This window comes from Paraburkholderia sp. RL17-380-BIE-A, from assembly GCF_046028085.1.
Taxonomy (GTDB): Bacteria; Pseudomonadota; Gammaproteobacteria; order Burkholderiales; family Burkholderiaceae; genus Paraburkholderia.
This window is the reverse complement of record NZ_JARESQ010000002.1, coordinates 258,130-274,222: the sequence shown is the minus strand read 5'-3', so window position 1 is coordinate 274,222 and position 16,093 is coordinate 258,130. Positions and strand designations below refer to the sequence as shown.

At 59.1% G+C, this 16,093-nt stretch carries 14 protein-coding genes; 10 read left to right on the top strand and 4 right to left on the bottom strand.

The features are described from left to right. The first annotated feature begins 1,245 nt into the window (after positions 1-1,245). A complete protein-coding gene (locus P0D68_RS04000) occupies positions 1,246-2,451 on the top strand; it encodes a DNA-binding protein (RefSeq protein WP_408294676.1) in 1,206 nt (401 codons plus the stop codon). A 71-nt stretch (positions 2,452-2,522) separates the two neighbouring features. Here the strand turns inward: P0D68_RS04000 and P0D68_RS03995 are convergent, their stop codons facing one another. From P0D68_RS03995 to P0D68_RS03985, 3 genes are all read right to left on the bottom strand, one after another. Next, complete coding sequence (locus P0D68_RS03995) at positions 2,523-3,605, bottom strand: tyrosine-type recombinase/integrase (protein ID WP_408294673.1); 1,083 nt, start codon at positions 3,603-3,605, stop codon at positions 2,523-2,525. Between the two features lie 59 nt (positions 3,606-3,664). Then, positions 3,665-4,063 carry a DUF2471 family protein gene (locus P0D68_RS03990; RefSeq protein ID WP_091805320.1) on the bottom strand — a complete coding sequence of 133 codons (399 nt, stop codon included), beginning with the start codon at positions 4,061-4,063 and terminating at the stop codon, positions 3,665-3,667. 113 nt (positions 4,064-4,176) lie between these two features. Beyond that, positions 4,177-4,815 (bottom strand): helix-turn-helix domain-containing protein, encoded by a 639-nt coding sequence (locus P0D68_RS03985; RefSeq protein WP_408294670.1) that lies wholly within the window; start codon positions 4,813-4,815, stop codon positions 4,177-4,179. 149 nt (positions 4,816-4,964) lie between these two features. Here P0D68_RS03985 and P0D68_RS03980 point away from each other — a divergent pair, with 149 nt between their 5' ends. Both P0D68_RS03980 and tdh read left to right on the top strand, forming a co-directional pair. Beyond that, positions 4,965-6,164 carry a glycine C-acetyltransferase gene (locus P0D68_RS03980; RefSeq protein ID WP_091805315.1) on the top strand — a complete coding sequence of 400 codons (1,200 nt, stop codon included), beginning with the start codon at positions 4,965-4,967 and terminating at the stop codon, positions 6,162-6,164. Positions 6,165-6,177: 13 nt separating this feature from the next. Beyond that, positions 6,178-7,209 (top strand): L-threonine 3-dehydrogenase, encoded by a 1,032-nt coding sequence (tdh, locus tag P0D68_RS03975; protein WP_408187654.1) that lies wholly within the window; start codon positions 6,178-6,180, stop codon positions 7,207-7,209. A 75-nt stretch (positions 7,210-7,284) separates the two neighbouring features. Here tdh and P0D68_RS03970 read toward each other — a convergent pair whose 3' ends face one another. Then, positions 7,285-7,935 (bottom strand): YceI family protein, encoded by a 651-nt coding sequence (locus P0D68_RS03970; RefSeq protein ID WP_091805309.1) that lies wholly within the window; start codon positions 7,933-7,935, stop codon positions 7,285-7,287. A 108-nt stretch (positions 7,936-8,043) separates the two neighbouring features. On the opposite strand from P0D68_RS03970, the gene P0D68_RS03965 reads away from it, so the two are divergent. From P0D68_RS03965 to P0D68_RS03935, 7 genes are all read left to right on the top strand, one after another. After that, the gene (locus P0D68_RS03965; protein ID WP_408294665.1) at positions 8,044-8,709 is read left to right on the top strand and encodes a TetR/AcrR family transcriptional regulator; all 666 of its coding nucleotides are present in this window, start codon (positions 8,044-8,046) and stop codon (positions 8,707-8,709) included. A gap of 13 nt (positions 8,710-8,722) precedes the next feature. Next, positions 8,723-9,202 (top strand): nuclear transport factor 2 family protein, encoded by a 480-nt coding sequence (locus P0D68_RS03960; RefSeq protein ID WP_408294662.1) that lies wholly within the window; start codon positions 8,723-8,725, stop codon positions 9,200-9,202. Between the two features lie 211 nt (positions 9,203-9,413). Next, positions 9,414-9,932, top strand: a complete 519-nt coding sequence (locus P0D68_RS03955) for a hypothetical protein (RefSeq protein WP_091805298.1) — start codon at positions 9,414-9,416, stop codon at positions 9,930-9,932. A 602-nt stretch (positions 9,933-10,534) separates the two neighbouring features. Continuing rightward, entirely contained in the window at positions 10,535-13,885 is a 3,351-nt protein-coding gene (locus tag P0D68_RS03950; RefSeq protein ID WP_408294659.1) for an enterotoxin A family protein, read from the top strand. A gap of 491 nt (positions 13,886-14,376) precedes the next feature. Beyond that, on the top strand, positions 14,377-14,874 hold the full coding sequence (locus P0D68_RS03945) for a MarR family winged helix-turn-helix transcriptional regulator (RefSeq protein ID WP_408294656.1): 498 nt from the start codon (positions 14,377-14,379) through the stop codon (positions 14,872-14,874). A gap of 24 nt (positions 14,875-14,898) precedes the next feature. Next, entirely contained in the window at positions 14,899-15,306 is a 408-nt protein-coding gene (locus P0D68_RS03940; RefSeq protein WP_408294653.1) for a DUF1398 domain-containing protein, read from the top strand. Next, entirely contained in the window at positions 15,303-15,998 is a 696-nt protein-coding gene (locus P0D68_RS03935; protein ID WP_408294650.1) for a DNA alkylation repair protein, read from the top strand. Before P0D68_RS03940 ends, P0D68_RS03935 begins: the two co-directional genes overlap by 4 nt. Positions 15,999-16,093 lie beyond the last annotated feature (95 nt).

Here is a 16,093-nt window from a genome sequence, read left to right as displayed (position 1 = left end):
AATAGAGCCCCCGAAAAACCTCACCTTTGCGAAACACGCACAAATTAATCAATTATTTCAACGACTTAAGTTTTAGGTATTCGCGATGCTATCTGGGACAGCTCCCGTAAAGTCTCACCTTAAAGCGCATTTCGGTGAAATGCGGCATTGCCGATCGCCGCCACGACGGTCCCGAAAAACCTCACCATTCGAATTCTTCGACCACAAAACAGAATCGGATTCGGTGCCGTCAGCAGAGCCTTTCCGGCCTATAACAGGCATTTTGATCCCGTATTTACTCACCTCACGGATCACGCGCCCGTAAAAAGACTCCTGAAAACTCTCACCTTTACTGCGATTCGAGCACATTTCGCAGACGGCTCCTCACGCAGAAGCCTGCCTCCCGAATTTCCTCACCTTAGTCATCCCGGGGATCGACGAACCTCATCAACAACACACCGAAGGTCAGGTCGAAACACAGCCTCACTCCCGAAAACCCTCACCTCAAGTGCCGGAATGCACAGAAATAAGGCAAAAACGCCACCCGTGCCCCGTAAAACCTCACCTTCGGTTCCCGTTTTCTCCCGACTTGACTCACCAATGGGGTAAACGAGCTCAAAATAAGGCCAGAATTGAGCCTCGGCGCGCATCCCGAAAGCGCTCACCTTACCTGTTACCAAACCTCGAACTGACTTTTACGCATGGCCGGGCGATCCAGGGGATTCAGGTCCCGCAAACTCTCACCTTTGCCTCTACTGCACTTTGGGGGTGGTTCCTGAACCCGCTCACGTTCTGTCCCGGACCCGCTCACCGAGGCCCCCGAACCTCATCACTCGAGAATCCCGCAAGACCTCACCACCTCTCCCGCAAAGCTTCACCTTACCAGGCTGGAACCCTTGCCAGATAAGGCTTTGCCGTGGCGTTAACGTTTTTAACATGGGTTCAAAGGTGTTTACTTTTATTACTCTCTAGAATTTCACCCCGCGTGTCCTTCGGACAAAGCCTTCCAACCCAAGTAGCCTCCACGACATGTTCGTGAAACAGTACGCGATCGCTGCAGAAGCTTTAAAAGCTCTTTCTTTACAAGAACTTATTGACTATTCTTCGTTTTGTTTCACGGAAAAAACCGGGTAGTACTAATCCGTCACTGCACATCGGCCACGCAAGCACGCCTTTTTGCCGATTCATGATCAACCAAGCCAAATACGTAGCAAACAATACGTAAATTGTTATGATCTATCCAATTCGAGCGACATCGAGGTATACATGAATCTGGATCAGGAACGGCAAACCATTCGGAGCGAGCTTGAAGCGCTGCGCGCCAACGGGGCTCGTCGGCAAGATCTTTCGCTACATGCGTGTAAGCGACTCTTTTTCGATCTGGGCATTCGCCCATCCATGGCAGCGGTTCGCGATCTGACCCAGACCGGCAGCGCGAGCGATATCCCAAAAGACATCGACCACTTCTGGGAGCGCATCCGAAATGTGTCGCGCGTGAAAGTTGGCGCCGGCGCTATCCCCAAAGCATTGGAAGACCGTGCCGGTGAATTACTCGGCGCACTTTTCGAAGAAGCCGTCACACATGCCCGTGCGACGCTCGCTGAAGAACGTGAGGAAATGCGCGCGCAAATCGCCGCGGCCGATCAGCGTGCTCGAGAAGCGGAAATTCGCCAGCAAGCATCCGAAGACGCGATCAAGCGCAGCGAACTTCGAGCGGAGGCAGGCTGGGAGCGCGCTCGCGCCCTCGAGACCGAGTTATCGAGCGCGACCACGCACGGCAATGCTCACCAAGAGGGGTTACAGGCAACAGTGCGCCGGCTTGATCAAGAAAACGAAGCGCTTCGTCAACGTCTCGACAACGAATTCGCGACCAATGCGACGCTGCGGGACCGGATCGACGCATTGCACGTCGAACTACGCCAAAGCACGGAACACTATGCGCAGCAGATCAAGGATGCAGTGGCTGAAGCCGAGCGGCGCGTCAAACCGATGTTGGTCGAACTCGATTCGTTGCGCAGCATGGCGGCCACCTACCAGTCCGGTCTCCGCGACGCGAGTCGCAAAGAATTTGAATTTATTCAGCAGATCGCGTCGGCCAAGGCGCGCGGCGACCGACTCGACGCCCAACTGCGCGAGCAATCCGACGAAGTCGATGCGTTGACAAAAGAGGTAGAAGTTTTACGCGGCCAGCAAGGTATTGATCCCGCAATCGCCGGCCTACTCTGCTCACTGGTCGAAGCTGGCCGGCTGACGGATGACGAATTGAGAATGATTGGCACCGCGGCGGACGGTCACGTGGCCCTGCCGCTGCGATGCCCCAAATGCGAAGAAGGTGAGCCGGAGTTGTCGCAAGTGGATCACCGTTTCGAGCTGCAATGTCCCGAGTGCGATCACTCGTCGGGCCTCGGCGAATCAAGGCTAGAGGCGGTTCGCCGGTTTCAGTCGAGCGGAGCGATTCCGGCCTCCGCATGATGTTTGACGCGCCGCAATAGCGGATAAGGTGGCAAAGGTGAGGAAATTCGGGACTCGAAAGGTGAGGAACTTCAGGACTCGCCAGCTCCCCTTTTCCTCATCAAACGCCCGTCACGCCTAGGTGCGGCCAACGGAGGAACGGCCGGATCCGGAATATCCGCCGCAGGAGAATCCTGCTGATCCACCCAGTTTTGCCATGCGCGATATAGCCGGTTTGCTGACACCGCCTGCACAAATCCCAGCCATTGCCCGACCAGTTCCGCCTCGACCCCGCTCTCGAAGAGATCCGCCGCAAAAGTGTTGCGCAATGTCTGCGGACTGGCTCGCGACGCCCTCGATGCGGCAATTCCCGCGCCATCGATCAAGGCGTCCACCGCGCGCAGCATGGTGGCTTTATGCATTGGCCTTCCAGAGGGTGATGCCGGAAAAACCAGATTGCCGGCCAAATCCGAAAGACGCCTTTCGGCGAGCCATGCATCGAGAATCGCTGCGGCGAACGGTGCGAGCCGTGTGCGCCGCGTGAGCATGGGATTCGGGGACTCGATCGTCACCCAGGGCGAGCCAACAATCACGCAACTAACCGTAAGCGAAGCGGCTTCTCCGGTTTTCAATCCACCACCTAAAAACACGGCGATCAACGCACGGTCGCGCCGCTCTCGCCAACGCTGCGCCACGGACAGATTCGGCAATGGTGAAAACAGATGTGCAATCAACGCGGTTCGTTCGGCGTGGCTGAGAAAGCCAGTCGGCTCGTTATCGCGCGCGTTGCGCCACGCTGCTTCGCCATCCTGAGCAATGAAGCGCGCCGGATTGGTCGAAGCCGATTCGATTTCCCGCACATGATCGAGTACGCGTTCGATCAGTCGTAAATAGCGTACGCGCTGAGTCTTTCGTACGTCGAGCCCGGCGACGAATTCGGCAATCGTGTGAGCATCGACCGTGGCCAGACTCTTCTGGCGCATGCCTAGCCAATCGAGAAAAAGCCCCCACTGCGCCTGATAGACTTCAGCGGAAGAACGCCGAAAATGCTGCTTGGCAAGCCATGCGTCGAAAGCGATTTGCGGGTCACGTCGCCAGTCTTCACGTTGTTGATCGAAGAGATCCGTGGAAGGCGCCGGGCGAGGCACGGGATCAGTCAGATGAGGGGGAGACATGAGCTCATATTTCCGTTAGTTGCACCTATTGTAGGTGGCAACGGATGGAAATGCAGCCTTTAGTCGCCCCAGGCGCGTGCGCGCTTGAGAGGCGCATTCTGCGGTGACGGTTGTGCAGCGCGGCGTGCCGCCTCTTCATAGGCGCTCACTGCGAACGCGAAAACCGCCGGCAATGCCGTGGAGGTACCAAAGTCGACTGCCTCATCCGTTTCCGGATAAGGCAGATCGGATGGCCGCTGAAAGAGTCCCAGCATCAACGCATCGTGCCGGCTGGCGAACCCGAGATCGGCGAGCGCTTCGGCTTCGATGGCATGCAGCAACCGCCATGTGAGCGGCACCTCCTGCACGATGTAGCGCGCGGCAATGTTGCGCACGATGCGTTCGAGATCGCGCGCTGCGGTTTGATAGCGCAGCGCGGCCAGAGCATGGTCGGTCGAGTCGGTTATCAGGTTGTTCATTATCGGCTCCAATCGATACCCTGTACTGTACAAATATACAGTGCTCGATGCAACCTTGTCTGAAGTCCCGATTCCGCCAACTGCTAGTCACGGCGCGCCTGACTGCCTGACGATCAGCCGTGTATCACGACGAGCAGCGCCTTCGCCTCGCCCTTGCCGGCGTTGCGGATAGCATGCGGTTCGTCGGCGACATAGCGCGCGGTGTCCGCCGCCTTGAGCCGTTTCGTCGTGCCGGCCGCCTCTATCTCGATTGATCCGTGCAGCACGGTCAGATGCTCGCGCGTGCCAGGCTCGTGCGCGTTCGAAGCCAACGCCCCGCCCGGCTGCAGCGTCAATTCATACCACTCGAACTTGCCGGCCAGATCGATCGGCCCCCACACGCGCAACTGATACTTGGCATCGTGCCCGCTCAAGGTGGGAATCTCGTGCGGACCGGAGACGGCGATCGCTTCCGGCGTCTTTTGCGGCGCGAACAGCGAATCGAGGCTGACGCCGAGCGCGTTAGTCAGGCGCCAGGCGACCGCAATGGTCGGATTGGCCTTATCGCGCTCGATCTCCGAGAGCATCGATTTCGACACACCGGCTGCGCGCGACAGGTCGTCGAGCGTCATGCGCCGTTCGGCGCGTAAGCGCTGAATCTGCTCGCCGACGCGCGGCGGCGCCGCGATTGCGGGGACCGGGGTTGCGCCTGAGGCGGGTGCCGCGTTGGCCGCGGCGCGGCGGATACCCGAACTTGCCATTTCCTGACCCATCGTTTAGAGTTGTTCGACATACCGGATTTTAGTTCGGAAAAACGAAAATATCCGATAAAACTGACAGCCGACTATAACAGGCCGCTCCGTGGTCGCACATGCCGAACACGCTGACACGGGCGCTTTCACCCATTTCAGGAGTCTGGTTCATGCGTGACCTTTACCTCGCCCATTTGCGCGACACCCTCGAGCAGATTCGCGCTGACGGTTTTTACAAGAACGAGCGCGTGATTGCCAGCCCGCAATCGGCTGACATCCGTCTTGCCAACGGCACGTCCGTGCTGAACTTCTGCGCGAACAACTATCTGGGCCTCGCCGACGACGCACGATTGATCGACGCCGCCAAGCAAGGTTTGGATACCGACGGCTTCGGCATGGCGTCGGTGCGCTTCATTTGCGGCACGCAAACCGTGCACAAGGATCTGGAAAAAGCGCTTGCCGCGTTTCTGCAAACCGACGACTGCATTCTTTACTCCAGTTGCTTCGATGCGAATGGCGGCCTGTTCGAAACCTTGCTCGACGAAAACGACGCGATCATCAGCGACGAACTGAATCACGCGAGCATCATCGACGGTGTGCGGCTTTCCAAGGCGAAGCGCTTTCGCTACAAGAACAACGATCTTGCCGATCTCGAAGCGAAACTGATCGAAGCGGACGCTGCTGGCGCGCGCTTCAAGCTGATCGCCACCGACGGCGTGTTCTCCATGGACGGCATCATCGCCGACCTCGCCGGCATCTGCGATCTGGCCGACCGTTACGGCGCGCTCGTGATGGTCGACGACTCGCACGCGGTGGGTTTTGTCGGCGAACACGGACGGGGCACGCCGGAACATTGCGGCGTGCTGTCGCGCGTCGATATCATCACCGGTACGCTGGGCAAGGCATTGGGCGGCGCTTCGGGCGGCTATGTAGCCGCGCGCAAAGAGATCGTCGAGTTGCTCCGGCAGCGCTCACGTCCTTATCTGTTTTCGAACACGCTGACGCCGAGCATTGCCGCTGCATCGCTCAAGGTGCTCGAACTGCTGGCCAGCGAGGAAGGCGCGCAACTGCGCGCGCGCGTGCGCGAAAACGGCGCCCACTTCCGCGGCAAGATGAGCGCGCTCGGCTTCACGCTCGTGCCCGGCGAACATCCGATCATTCCGGTCATGCTCGGCGACGCGCAACTGGCTTCGAAAATGGCCGATGCGCTTCTGAAGGAAGGCGTCTACGTGATCGGCTTCTCGTTCCCGGTGGTGCCGAAAGGCCGCGCGCGCATTCGCACGCAGATGAGCGCCGCGCATACGCGCGAGCAGATCGACAGAGCGGTGGATGCATTCGCGCGCGTCGGCCGTGAACTCGGTGTGATCTGATACGGAGGCGCACATGAAAGCATTGGCAAAACTCGAACGCGCTCCGGGCCTCACGCTCACGGACGTCAAGAAACCCGAAGTCGGCCATAACGACGTGATGATCCGCATCACGCGCACTGCGATTTGCGGCACGGACATTCACATCTGGAAGTGGGACGACTGGGCGCAGAAAACGATTCCTGTGCCGATGCATGTCGGCCACGAATATGTCGGTGAAATCGTCGAGATGGGCCAGGAAGTGCGCGGCTTTGCGATTGGCGATCGCGTGTCGGGCGAAGGACATATCACGTGTGGCTTCTGCCGTAATTGTCGAGCAGGCCGCCGACATTTGTGCCGCAATACGGTGGGCGTCGGCGTGAATCGTGAAGGTGCGTTCGCCGAGTATCTGGTGATTCCGGCTTTCAACGCGTTCAAGATTCCGCCTGAGATTTCCGACGACCTCGCCGCCATTTTCGATCCGTTCGGCAATGCTACGCACACAGCTCTGTCGTTCAATCTGGTCGGCGAAGATGTGTTGATTACCGGCGCCGGACCCATTGGAATCATGGCGGTGGCGATCGCCAAACATGTCGGCGCGCGCAATGTCGTGATTACCGACGTCAACGATTATCGCCTCGAACTCGCGCGCAAGATGGGCGCGACGCGTGCAGTCAACGTTTCGCGCGAATCGTTGCGCGACGTGATGGCGGACCTGCACATGACGGAAGGTTTCGACGTCGGGCTGGAAATGTCCGGTGTGCCTAGCGCGTTTACCGGCATGCTCGAAGCGATGAACCACGGCGGCAAGATCGCGCTGCTCGGCATTCCGCCCGCGCAGACCGCGATCGATTGGACTCAGGTGATCTTTAAAGGCCTCGAAATCAAGGGCATTTATGGGCGCGAGATGTTCGAGACCTGGTACAAGATGGTCGCCATGCTGCAAAGCGGTCTGGATCTCTCGCCGATCCTCACGCACCATTTCAAGGTCGACGACTATCGGGAAGCGTTCGCCACGATGCTCTCAGGTGAGAGCGGCAAGGTGATTCTCGATTGGACTGCCGCGTGAGTTAGTACGCCGACACGCGTCAGCGCGCAATCGCTGCTAGCAGCAAAAACGTCCCGCCCAACGCCCGCACCGCGCTCACCCGCCTGCGGGCGTTTTAACGAATTCGGCCTGAATGCGCACGTGAACATCGTCGCCGACAGCCGGATACCATGTCGCCAGACCGAACTTGGCGCGGCTGAAATGGCCCTCGGCGGAAAAACCGAGCGTGTCTTTTTTCGTGAGCGGATCCGGCGCAAAACCGTTGAAGGTGACGTCGAGCGTGACTGTTTGCGTGACGCCGTGAATTGTCAGATCACCGGTCAACGTGCCGCGCGATTCGCCGGTGCGCTCAAAACGCGTGCTGACGAAACGGATCTCCGGATAGCGCTCCACGTCGAGCAAGCTGGCGCTCTTCACCATTTTGTCGAGCAGCGGCACATTCGTATCGATGCTCGCGGCGTCGATCGTGACCGACGTCGTGCTCTTGTCCAGACCGCCTTCGTTCCAGTCGAGCTCCCCCTTCTTGCGATCGAACCGCGCCGTAAAGCGTGAATACTTGAAGTGATCGATGTCGAAGGTAATGCTGCAGTGATCCGGATCGATTTCATAACGGCCGGGCGGCACACGCGCTTCGTTCTGGCTGACCGAATGCGTGAGTACTTGCACAGGCGTGCAGGCCATTGCCGTTAACAACGTTGCGCTCAGCAACGCGCGCACGAACGCGGCGCGCAGACTCAGTGTGCTCATGAAGTTCGTTCCCGTTGACCGATCCCGCTCACGATAGCAGTTCGCGCTCTCACGCCGCAAAAACACAAAAGTCTTGACGAAGGAGAATGATCGTTCTACCATTCGTTCATGGCTACTGACACTCACACTGAATCAATCTCGCCCGGCAGTGCGCGCGAGCGGCTGCTGGATGCGGCTGAAGCGTTGATCTACGCCGGCGGGATTCATGCCACCGGCGTGGACGCGATCGTCAAACAGTCCGGTACGGCGCGTAAAAGCTTTTACACGCATTTCGAATCGAAAGACGCGCTCGTGGCGGCCGCGCTCGACCGGCGCGACGAACGCTGGATGAACTGGTTTATCACCGGCACGCAGCGGCACGGCAAGACGGCACGCAAACGCCTGCTCGGCATGTTCGAGGTGCTGCGTGAATGGTTTGCATCGGAGAATTTTCACGGTTGCGCATTCTTGAATGCGTCCGGTGAAATCGCCTCCGCGGAGGACCCGATCCGGATCGTCGCGCGCCATCACAAAGAACGCCTGCTGGCGTTCGTGCGAACCGAATGCGACGAATTCGCGGCGGAGTCGGGCATGGACGCCCGCCGCGTCGCGCGCCTGTCGCGTCAATGGTTGATCCTGCTCGACGGCGCAATCGCCGTCGCGCTGGTAAGCGGCGAGCCCGACGCGGCGCTCGACGCACAAACCGCAGCCGAAGTCCTGCTCGACGCGCAATGTGCGAGCGAGCCAGTTACACCGCCACGCAAACGACCGCCATCCCGGCGAACCGCAACCTGACTGAGGAACCATCATGGCCGACCCGATCGAAACCCGCCCGCCGCTGCCACCGTTCACACGTGAAACCGCGATCCAGAAAGTGCGCGGCGCGGAAGACGGCTGGAACACCCGCGATCCCGAGCGTGTGTCGCTCGTCTACACGCAGGACAGCGTATGGCGCAACCGCGCGGAGTTCACGCATGGCCGCGCGGAGATTGTCGCTTTACTGCGCCGCAAATGGGCGAAGGAACTCGACTACCGGTTGATCAAGGAATTGTGGGCGTTTACCGATAACCGCATTGCCGTGCGCTTTGCCTATGAATGGCACGACGATTCGAACAACTGGTTCCGTTCGTACGGTAACGAGAACTGGGAGTTCAACGAGCATGGACTGATGGCCCGCCGTCATGCCAGCATCAACGATATGCCGATCCGCGAAGCGGACCGTCTTTTTCATTGGCCGCTTGGCCGCCGTCCTGACGATCACCCGGGTCTGTCCGATCTCGGTCTTTGACCCGACAGGCGAACGCCCAATGCGCGTTCACCGCTCCGACATCGGTTCTCGGCTATGGTTGCGTCTGCGCTAACGGGCACGTGTCGTGCCCGGGCGCCCGAGCGTGTCCTCAACATCGTGCTGAAGGGTTGAGGTACAGTGCGCGACGGACGGCAAGCAACCCTACCCAGAACACAGATGACGCCGGCGCTCGACCGGTGGCGGAGAGGACATGCATTTTCGGCAGATCAAGAAGAACATCCGACGCGCGGCCATTGCGCTTGTAGCGAGCCTCGCCGCGGCGTCCGCCGCGCATGCGGGCAACTGGTGCGAGGGTGGCGTGTGGGTCGACGCCATGCTGGGTTCGTATCACATCAACCCTGACCCGAACACCCATTTCGAACAGTTCAATCCGGGCCTCGGTGTCGAATGCTGGCTCAATAATCAATGGGCGTTGACTGCCGGCGGCTTTCGCAATTCGCTGCGCCGGCCTTCTTATTACGGCGGCGGTGTGTGGGCGCCGGAGTTCGCGCATTGGGGCATCGTGCGGATCGCGGCGATCGGCGGGATCATCTCGGGCTATAACTACGGCAATTGGGGTTTGGGCCGCGATCATACGATCGGACCGGTCGTCGCACCGATCGTCATGCTCGAATACAAGCGCGTGGGCGCGAACTTCATTGTGATTCCGCCCATCCCGTCGGACAATCTTCCGTTTACGATCGGGTTTCAGTTGAAGGTGAAGTTCTGACACGGAACGTCACCTGGACAAATAACGAGCGACCGCACTTTTGGGCAATCCGGAAAATCGCCGAACAGAGCACGCCGGAATAAGCCTTTGTCAATCCGGCAAAGGTGAGACGTTCCAGGAGATCGCCAGCAAAAAGGCGAGAAACACCAGCAGGTGAGTTCACCACGACACAGGCAGAGCCACCCTGACAGTCGATGCTTCAGACGGCCACGATGAACGCGGTACGCCATATCCGCGTACCACAAGGTGGAAACCGTCGTTGCTACGATCAGCCGCAGGGTTCTCGTATTCCGCGAGATAGCCCGTTTGGTATTCCACCTCCTGGAGCATCAATCATGCGCGTCTCCGGTTCAAGCCCGAATTGCGTCCCCTGTCGCTGCTGCGAGCTTCCGAATGAGGAGCAGGACGCTACTCGGCAAAGCAGCACGCAACCGGCTACCCAGCCCGCGAGCGCAAATCCCGCAGTCGCCAATGCCTGCAAATCCTTGCAGGAAAAGCCACGTAACACAGGTAGCCATCCGCAGCCCTCCTCGAAAAGTCCAGGCGGGCCTCGCAATGCGCGGCCGGACTGTTGGCCCGGCGACGTTCCTCGAGCGGACCTCATGACGAAACACCGCATGAATCGCCACGCTCGCCAGCAAGCGTCCGCCTTTCACGATGCGAGGACATGGTTCACTGGCAGCGAGCGCTCAATTGGAAATGACGAAGCCAGAAACGGATACCGCGCGGGGCGCGCCGCGCCTGTCGCATCCAATCTCGCCGTCACAACCGACGACGGCGGCCCGCGGGTCAAACGCGGCCCGGTTCTCAGCAAATGCATCAGGGATCTTGGCGGCGACGCATTGAAGGAAGGCAGCATTGCCTCCGAAGGCTTCGCGCAGCCCGAATATAAAGAAAGTCGAAATCAGGCGAGCGGCGGCCTATGTGATGGCATGGTCCGGGAAGCCATCCGCCGGCTCGATCGCGGCACGAGCGATCAGCCGACGACACCCGGATCGCCCGGTCAGCGTGAATCGACGCTCATCTCAGCGGTGCGAGACATGCGCGCGGACACCCGTAACGCCATCTCGCGAAGGGAAATGTTCGGTCGCATCACCAACTTCCAGACCGGTGGCGCCAAACTTGGCCTAAGCCGCTATGCGCCGCAGCCACCCATTACGTTCGCCGGCGTTAGAGACCGCAATTACCGCATCGATTTATTCAATCACCAGACACAGAATTTGCTGCGCCATCCCAACGATATCGCGTACGTCCAGCTGAGTCTGGAGTCGCCAACGGATAGAAGGGACTATGGGCACGCCATTCTCATCCAGAGAGGAGTCGGCAATCGCTATACGATTTTCGATCCCAACAATGGCGCATTCGAATATGCAAACTGGGGTAATACAGAGCAAGCGTTGAACCGCTTCATGGCAACCGCCTTCAGGACGCGCTCCTCTTTCGACGAGCTGGAAGGCGACTATCGAGTCACGCCGTTCAAACTGCAGGTGTATTCGACGACACCGTCTGAAAATCGAACGCCTACGCCAGTCCTCGGCCCGCGACCGGGAGCTGCCGGTAAGGGGCCGCCCATCCCCGAATGTGAAAACCTCATCTACCAGCGACATGCAGCCTCTTCGAATGCCCTATCACTCGATACGCTTTTTCCGGGCGGTGCGGCGCGTTCCGGCTTGCGCAGCCCAGACGAAAGCCTGGCAACCTCCGCGTTACGGGCCGTTGCCGACGGGAGAACACAATCGCTCGGCATTTTCATCGGAAGCCTACGCAGCTTGCGGAACGATCCAGATGCACGTCAGCGGTTCATCAACAGTTCGAATTACGTTCACGACCATTTCCAGTCCGCCTCTACCAGCGTTCTGGCGAACTACATCCGGCACAGCGGCATGCATCGCGTCACGACAGCAGACGATCTCCTGAGTGAACTGAGAACACACTTCGCCGAAGCGTATAACAGCGACAGCGGCCCCGTGGCTCTGCGCAACGACTTCGCGGTTATCGATCTTTCGTTAAGCGCTGAAGCGGGAGGAACGTCGAGACGAGAGCCTAGCCGGCCGGTCGTCGTACAGCGGCTCAACCACAGTCCGGATGTCGCGCGCGATCACTACGAGCTTTACGATCCTAACTTCGGTGCCTATACGTATAACAACTTTGACGATTTGTCGGCTGCAATACGTGGCGTCTATGACGGGGGATACAGCGCCGAAGGCGGAGTCATTGGCGCTACGACGGCATGGTTCGCCCGTGAAGCCGATTTCGCGGCTGCCGGCGTGCGCAGAGCAGACATCAGTCTGGACAACGCAGAGCGAAGGGCCTGGTCAGCGCCAACCGTTCAGCTCGTCACCCCGCGCCTGGACCTGCCAACCGCACCGCCGGACAGTCGTCCTTCGATCCAGACTTATGTGGACAAGCGCTTGGAATTCAAACGTTCAACCGACTCGACATTGACCGCCGATCCGTGGGTGCTACTTCGCCCATCAACGGACAAACCGGCCGAAGTCGCGAAGAGAGGCGGGTTCGACGCTGCAATTACACCGCTGCGCGATGTCAATTTGTCCCTGCACAATTTTGACATTGCCTCCCACGAGGGGGAAACAGACAGTGGCGGCTATCTCGGGACGTTCGAAACATCGGGGGTTGCCATCGACCGCCAGCGCCATCAATCGGAGAACGGGTATATCTATGCTATCGCGCCGTCCCCTAACATGGTCAATGTGAACGCGAGCCTCGGCGCACATACTCTCGGCGCGGAAAACCATGAATTTGCCGCCATGGGCCACATCGACAACACGCAGATATTGGGTTGGTGGGAGACGAAGGACGTGAAACAAGGGCACTTATGGCACTACCACGAAAATCCTGCCTTCCGTTGGGACGTGTACAGGCGGACGTGGACTGCGGGAGCGCAACCTCAGCTTGCCCGATTTCCGATCGATAGCGCCGCCTGGCATGAACCCGAATACAAGCGGTTTTCTGCCCCGAGGCAAGAGCCTAATCTCGCGCAGGCCGAGTTCTATCTCAATACCCGCTTGCAAGTCCATCAGTTGGCGGCCCGCCAGTCAGCCGGGAAAGACTATGCAGGGCCGATGACCTTGCAGGGGTATGGCGGCAACTATCCGTACATCCTGTATGCCGACGCAGGCAAGAACGTTTGGGTCTACAACAAGACCTACGCCTCCAATCGACCCAACAGCACTACGCAATTCGTCATGGGCGAGGACGGTCGTTTCCACTTTGCGAATAACTACAGTAAGGTCCTGAGTGTAGAAAGTGATGATTCGCTCTCGGTCGGCACGATCCCCAAGGATCCGCGCAACCTGAACGGTGTTTTTCGCCTCGCTGGAGGCAATCCGTTCCATCTCGTTCATGAAGAGAATCTGAAATACCTGACTGTGGGCCTTAGCTGGGCTACGCCGTTTCTGACAGACTACGATGCCGGAGACCGGTCACGGTGGAAACTGACGGATCAGCGCGGCGCTGAGGTCACACCGCTCGCCGTCAACAAAAACTCCTATCTGCATAGCACGACCGGCACGCCCGAACAGCTGTATGCGTTCAATCAAAACCCGGATTCCCTGTTGCCGCCTGGTGCGACTCATTTCGTGACGGAAAGATTGTTTGATCCATTCAACGGTTTCAACTTTCTTGACTACGCGAACCTTGCGCGTTCAACCGGCGCGCTGGGTATGGCCATCTCGTTGCTGAAGTCGGAAAATGCCGCGTGGCTCTTCCGAGATGGCTTTTACGCAGTCCCAATCGGTAAGAACCAGCTGGAAGTGCGAACGCTAGGCGGTAAGCCTGTGTGGCGCGCAACGGTCGATCCGATGACGGATCACGAGTCGTATGAGAGTCTCGGTCCAGTCTCGAGCGGTTTCAAAATTAGCGACGATGTCTGGAACGACCTTCGGTTTCGGGAAGACGCACGCTTGCGGCTGGAAGAGACGCTGCCGGCGTAGTTAATACATTGCCGCAAGCGCATCCTGTTCACTTTCATCAATGGTGAAGCTTTCCAGGAGACCCTTCGAATCCGCTCAAAGGTGAGTCGTTCCAGGAGCAGATCGGCACCTCAACGCTCCGCAAACTTGCGTCAAGGTGAGGAGTTCCAGGAGATCGCGTTGAAAGGTGAGTGATTCCAGGAGGTGAGCAACCGGCGCACCGGATCCGCACCTAAGAAAAGGTGAGGATTTCCAGGGAGTTGCGGTCATACGCGCTGACTGCGAGCAAGGCGGCCCGGCGGCAGGTCGCTAAATCGCCAACCGATAGGTGAGAAGATTCGGGATGCGTCGAGGTGAGAATATGGCAACCTGTCCGCGCACTTCAACCCCGAAGGTGAGGGAATTCGGGAGTGCAATGACAGGCCTTCGCCAACCTCGGTATCCGCGAATATTGACATTGGTTTCCTAGGAAACTAATATGCCGTCAATGCTCTTGGAGATGGCGTTACCCCATGCAAGGTCCTCGTCAAAAGAACAGCACCCGCGCGCCGGCTCGAAAGAAACCTGTTAGCGGACTTGAAGCGCATGTCGGTTACTGGCTGCGCTTCGTGTCGAATCACGTGTCGCATGGCTTCCAGATGAAGGTCGAAGCCCACGGCGTGACTGTGTCCGAATGGGTATTGCTGCGCGAGATCTACGACTCGGGCCCGACATCTGCCACGGCGCTCGCGGCACGCACCGGCATGAGCAAGGGTGCGGTGTCGAAGCTGCTCACACGGATCGAAGCCAAGGCACTGCTCGAACGCGAGACGGTCAAAGAAGACCGCCGCAATCACGTCGTTGCACTGAGTACGGAAGGACTAAAACTCGTGCCTGAACTCGCGCGACTGGCCGATCAGAACGACGAAGAGTTCTTCGGCCACCTGCCCGCTGGTGTAAAAACGGCGATCGTCGACGCAATGAAAAACGTGGTCGCCGTCCACGGCCTGAAGGCGGTTCCCATCGAGTAAACGCTCTCCCTGCTGGAGATAGACATGTCCGCGAAGTTCAATGAAGCCAGCCGCCTCGTGGCCGAAGACTGTGCGAAGCGCTCACACGAAGGCACGATCGATTTCGGCTCGGTGGTGCGCGCGCTCGGTGAGGCCGGCGTCGAATCGTACTTCACCGATTACCGTCGCGGCGAGCATACGTACTATGCGCCCGGCGGCGAGACGCACGCGATCGCATTGCCGCTACCGGACATCGCGATTGCGAATGCCTTCGACGCCGACGCGGTCAACCAGGCCGTGCGCGGCGCGCAAAGCGGCGCGGTCAAGTACGCGGAGTTCGTGAGCCGAACCATGACTGCGGGATGCATCGGCTATTTCGTCTGGATCGCGGGACGCCAGGTGCAGTATTTTGGCCGGCGCGGCGAAGTGCACGTGGAGCGCTTTCCTCAATGACGCCTGACGCTTTCGCGAGGGACATTCAGGCGGCGCTCGCCCCGCACGCCGACGCGGAGCGCGCGCTCGCGATGCGCGCGTACATGCGCCACCAGTTCGAATTCATCGGCGTGCCGACGCCGCAGCGGCGGCAAGCGGTATTGCCGGTTTTCAAGCGGCTGCAGGTGGAGAACGCCGATCATCTGCTGGCGTGTGCGCATGTTTTGTGGACCCTTCCGGCGCGCGAATTCCAGTATGTCGCGACGGATCTGCTGGCGCGTAAATGGAAGGCGCTGGGGATCAACGACATCGCGCATCTGCTGACTATCGCGCAGCAAGCTTCGTGGTGGGATTCGGTCGATCCGCTCGCGGGCGTAGTCGGCGACGTGCTGAAAGCGGCGCGGGTCGAGACGCCACAGGCGCAGGCCGTCATGGACGCGGCGCTTCAGCACGAATCACTATGGGTGCGGCGCATTGCGATGATTCATCAACTCGGCTGGCGCGAGCATACCGACGAAGATCGTCTGTTCGGGTACGCGCGTGCGCTGGCCGCGGAAAGCGACTTCTTTATACGCAAAGCGATCGGCTGGGCCTTGCGAGATTACGCGTGGCACGCGCCCGACGCGGTGAGCGGCTTTCTGTCGGCTTCACGCGACCTTATTTCACCGCTCAGTCTGCGCGAAGCGTCCAAGCATCTGCCTTCGATTAGCTGACGCTTTGAACGCTCGGACTTTTGCAGCGGTGACAAAAACGCAAATGAAAAGCCGCTTGTTAACGGCGCTTTATCCGAAAACTTGAGAATTATATT

Excerpts from the sequence above, each read along its gene's own strand:
- P0D68_RS04000 (WP_408294676.1), top strand. The coding sequence starts at position 1,246 with ATGAATCTGGATCAGGAACGGCAAACCATTCGGAGCGAGCTTGAAGCG.
- P0D68_RS03995 (WP_408294673.1), bottom strand. The coding sequence starts at position 3,605 with ATGTCTCCCCCTCATCTGACTGATCCCGTGCCTCGCCCGGCGCCTTCC.
- P0D68_RS03990 (WP_091805320.1), bottom strand. The coding sequence starts at position 4,063 with ATGAACAACCTGATAACCGACTCGACCGACCATGCTCTGGCCGCGCTG.
- P0D68_RS03985 (WP_408294670.1), bottom strand. The coding sequence starts at position 4,815 with ATGGGTCAGGAAATGGCAAGTTCGGGTATCCGCCGCGCCGCGGCCAAC.
- P0D68_RS03980 (WP_091805315.1), top strand. The coding sequence starts at position 4,965 with ATGCGTGACCTTTACCTCGCCCATTTGCGCGACACCCTCGAGCAGATT.
- tdh (WP_408187654.1), top strand. The coding sequence starts at position 6,178 with ATGAAAGCATTGGCAAAACTCGAACGCGCTCCGGGCCTCACGCTCACG.
- P0D68_RS03970 (WP_091805309.1), bottom strand. The coding sequence starts at position 7,935 with ATGAGCACACTGAGTCTGCGCGCCGCGTTCGTGCGCGCGTTGCTGAGC.
- P0D68_RS03965 (WP_408294665.1), top strand. The coding sequence starts at position 8,044 with ATGGCTACTGACACTCACACTGAATCAATCTCGCCCGGCAGTGCGCGC.
- P0D68_RS03960 (WP_408294662.1), top strand. The coding sequence starts at position 8,723 with ATGGCCGACCCGATCGAAACCCGCCCGCCGCTGCCACCGTTCACACGT.
- P0D68_RS03955 (WP_091805298.1), top strand. The coding sequence starts at position 9,414 with ATGCATTTTCGGCAGATCAAGAAGAACATCCGACGCGCGGCCATTGCG.
- P0D68_RS03950 (WP_408294659.1), top strand. The coding sequence starts at position 10,535 with ATGACGAAACACCGCATGAATCGCCACGCTCGCCAGCAAGCGTCCGCC.
- P0D68_RS03945 (WP_408294656.1), top strand. The coding sequence starts at position 14,377 with ATGCAAGGTCCTCGTCAAAAGAACAGCACCCGCGCGCCGGCTCGAAAG.
- P0D68_RS03940 (WP_408294653.1), top strand. The coding sequence starts at position 14,899 with ATGTCCGCGAAGTTCAATGAAGCCAGCCGCCTCGTGGCCGAAGACTGT.
- P0D68_RS03935 (WP_408294650.1), top strand. The coding sequence starts at position 15,303 with ATGACGCCTGACGCTTTCGCGAGGGACATTCAGGCGGCGCTCGCCCCG.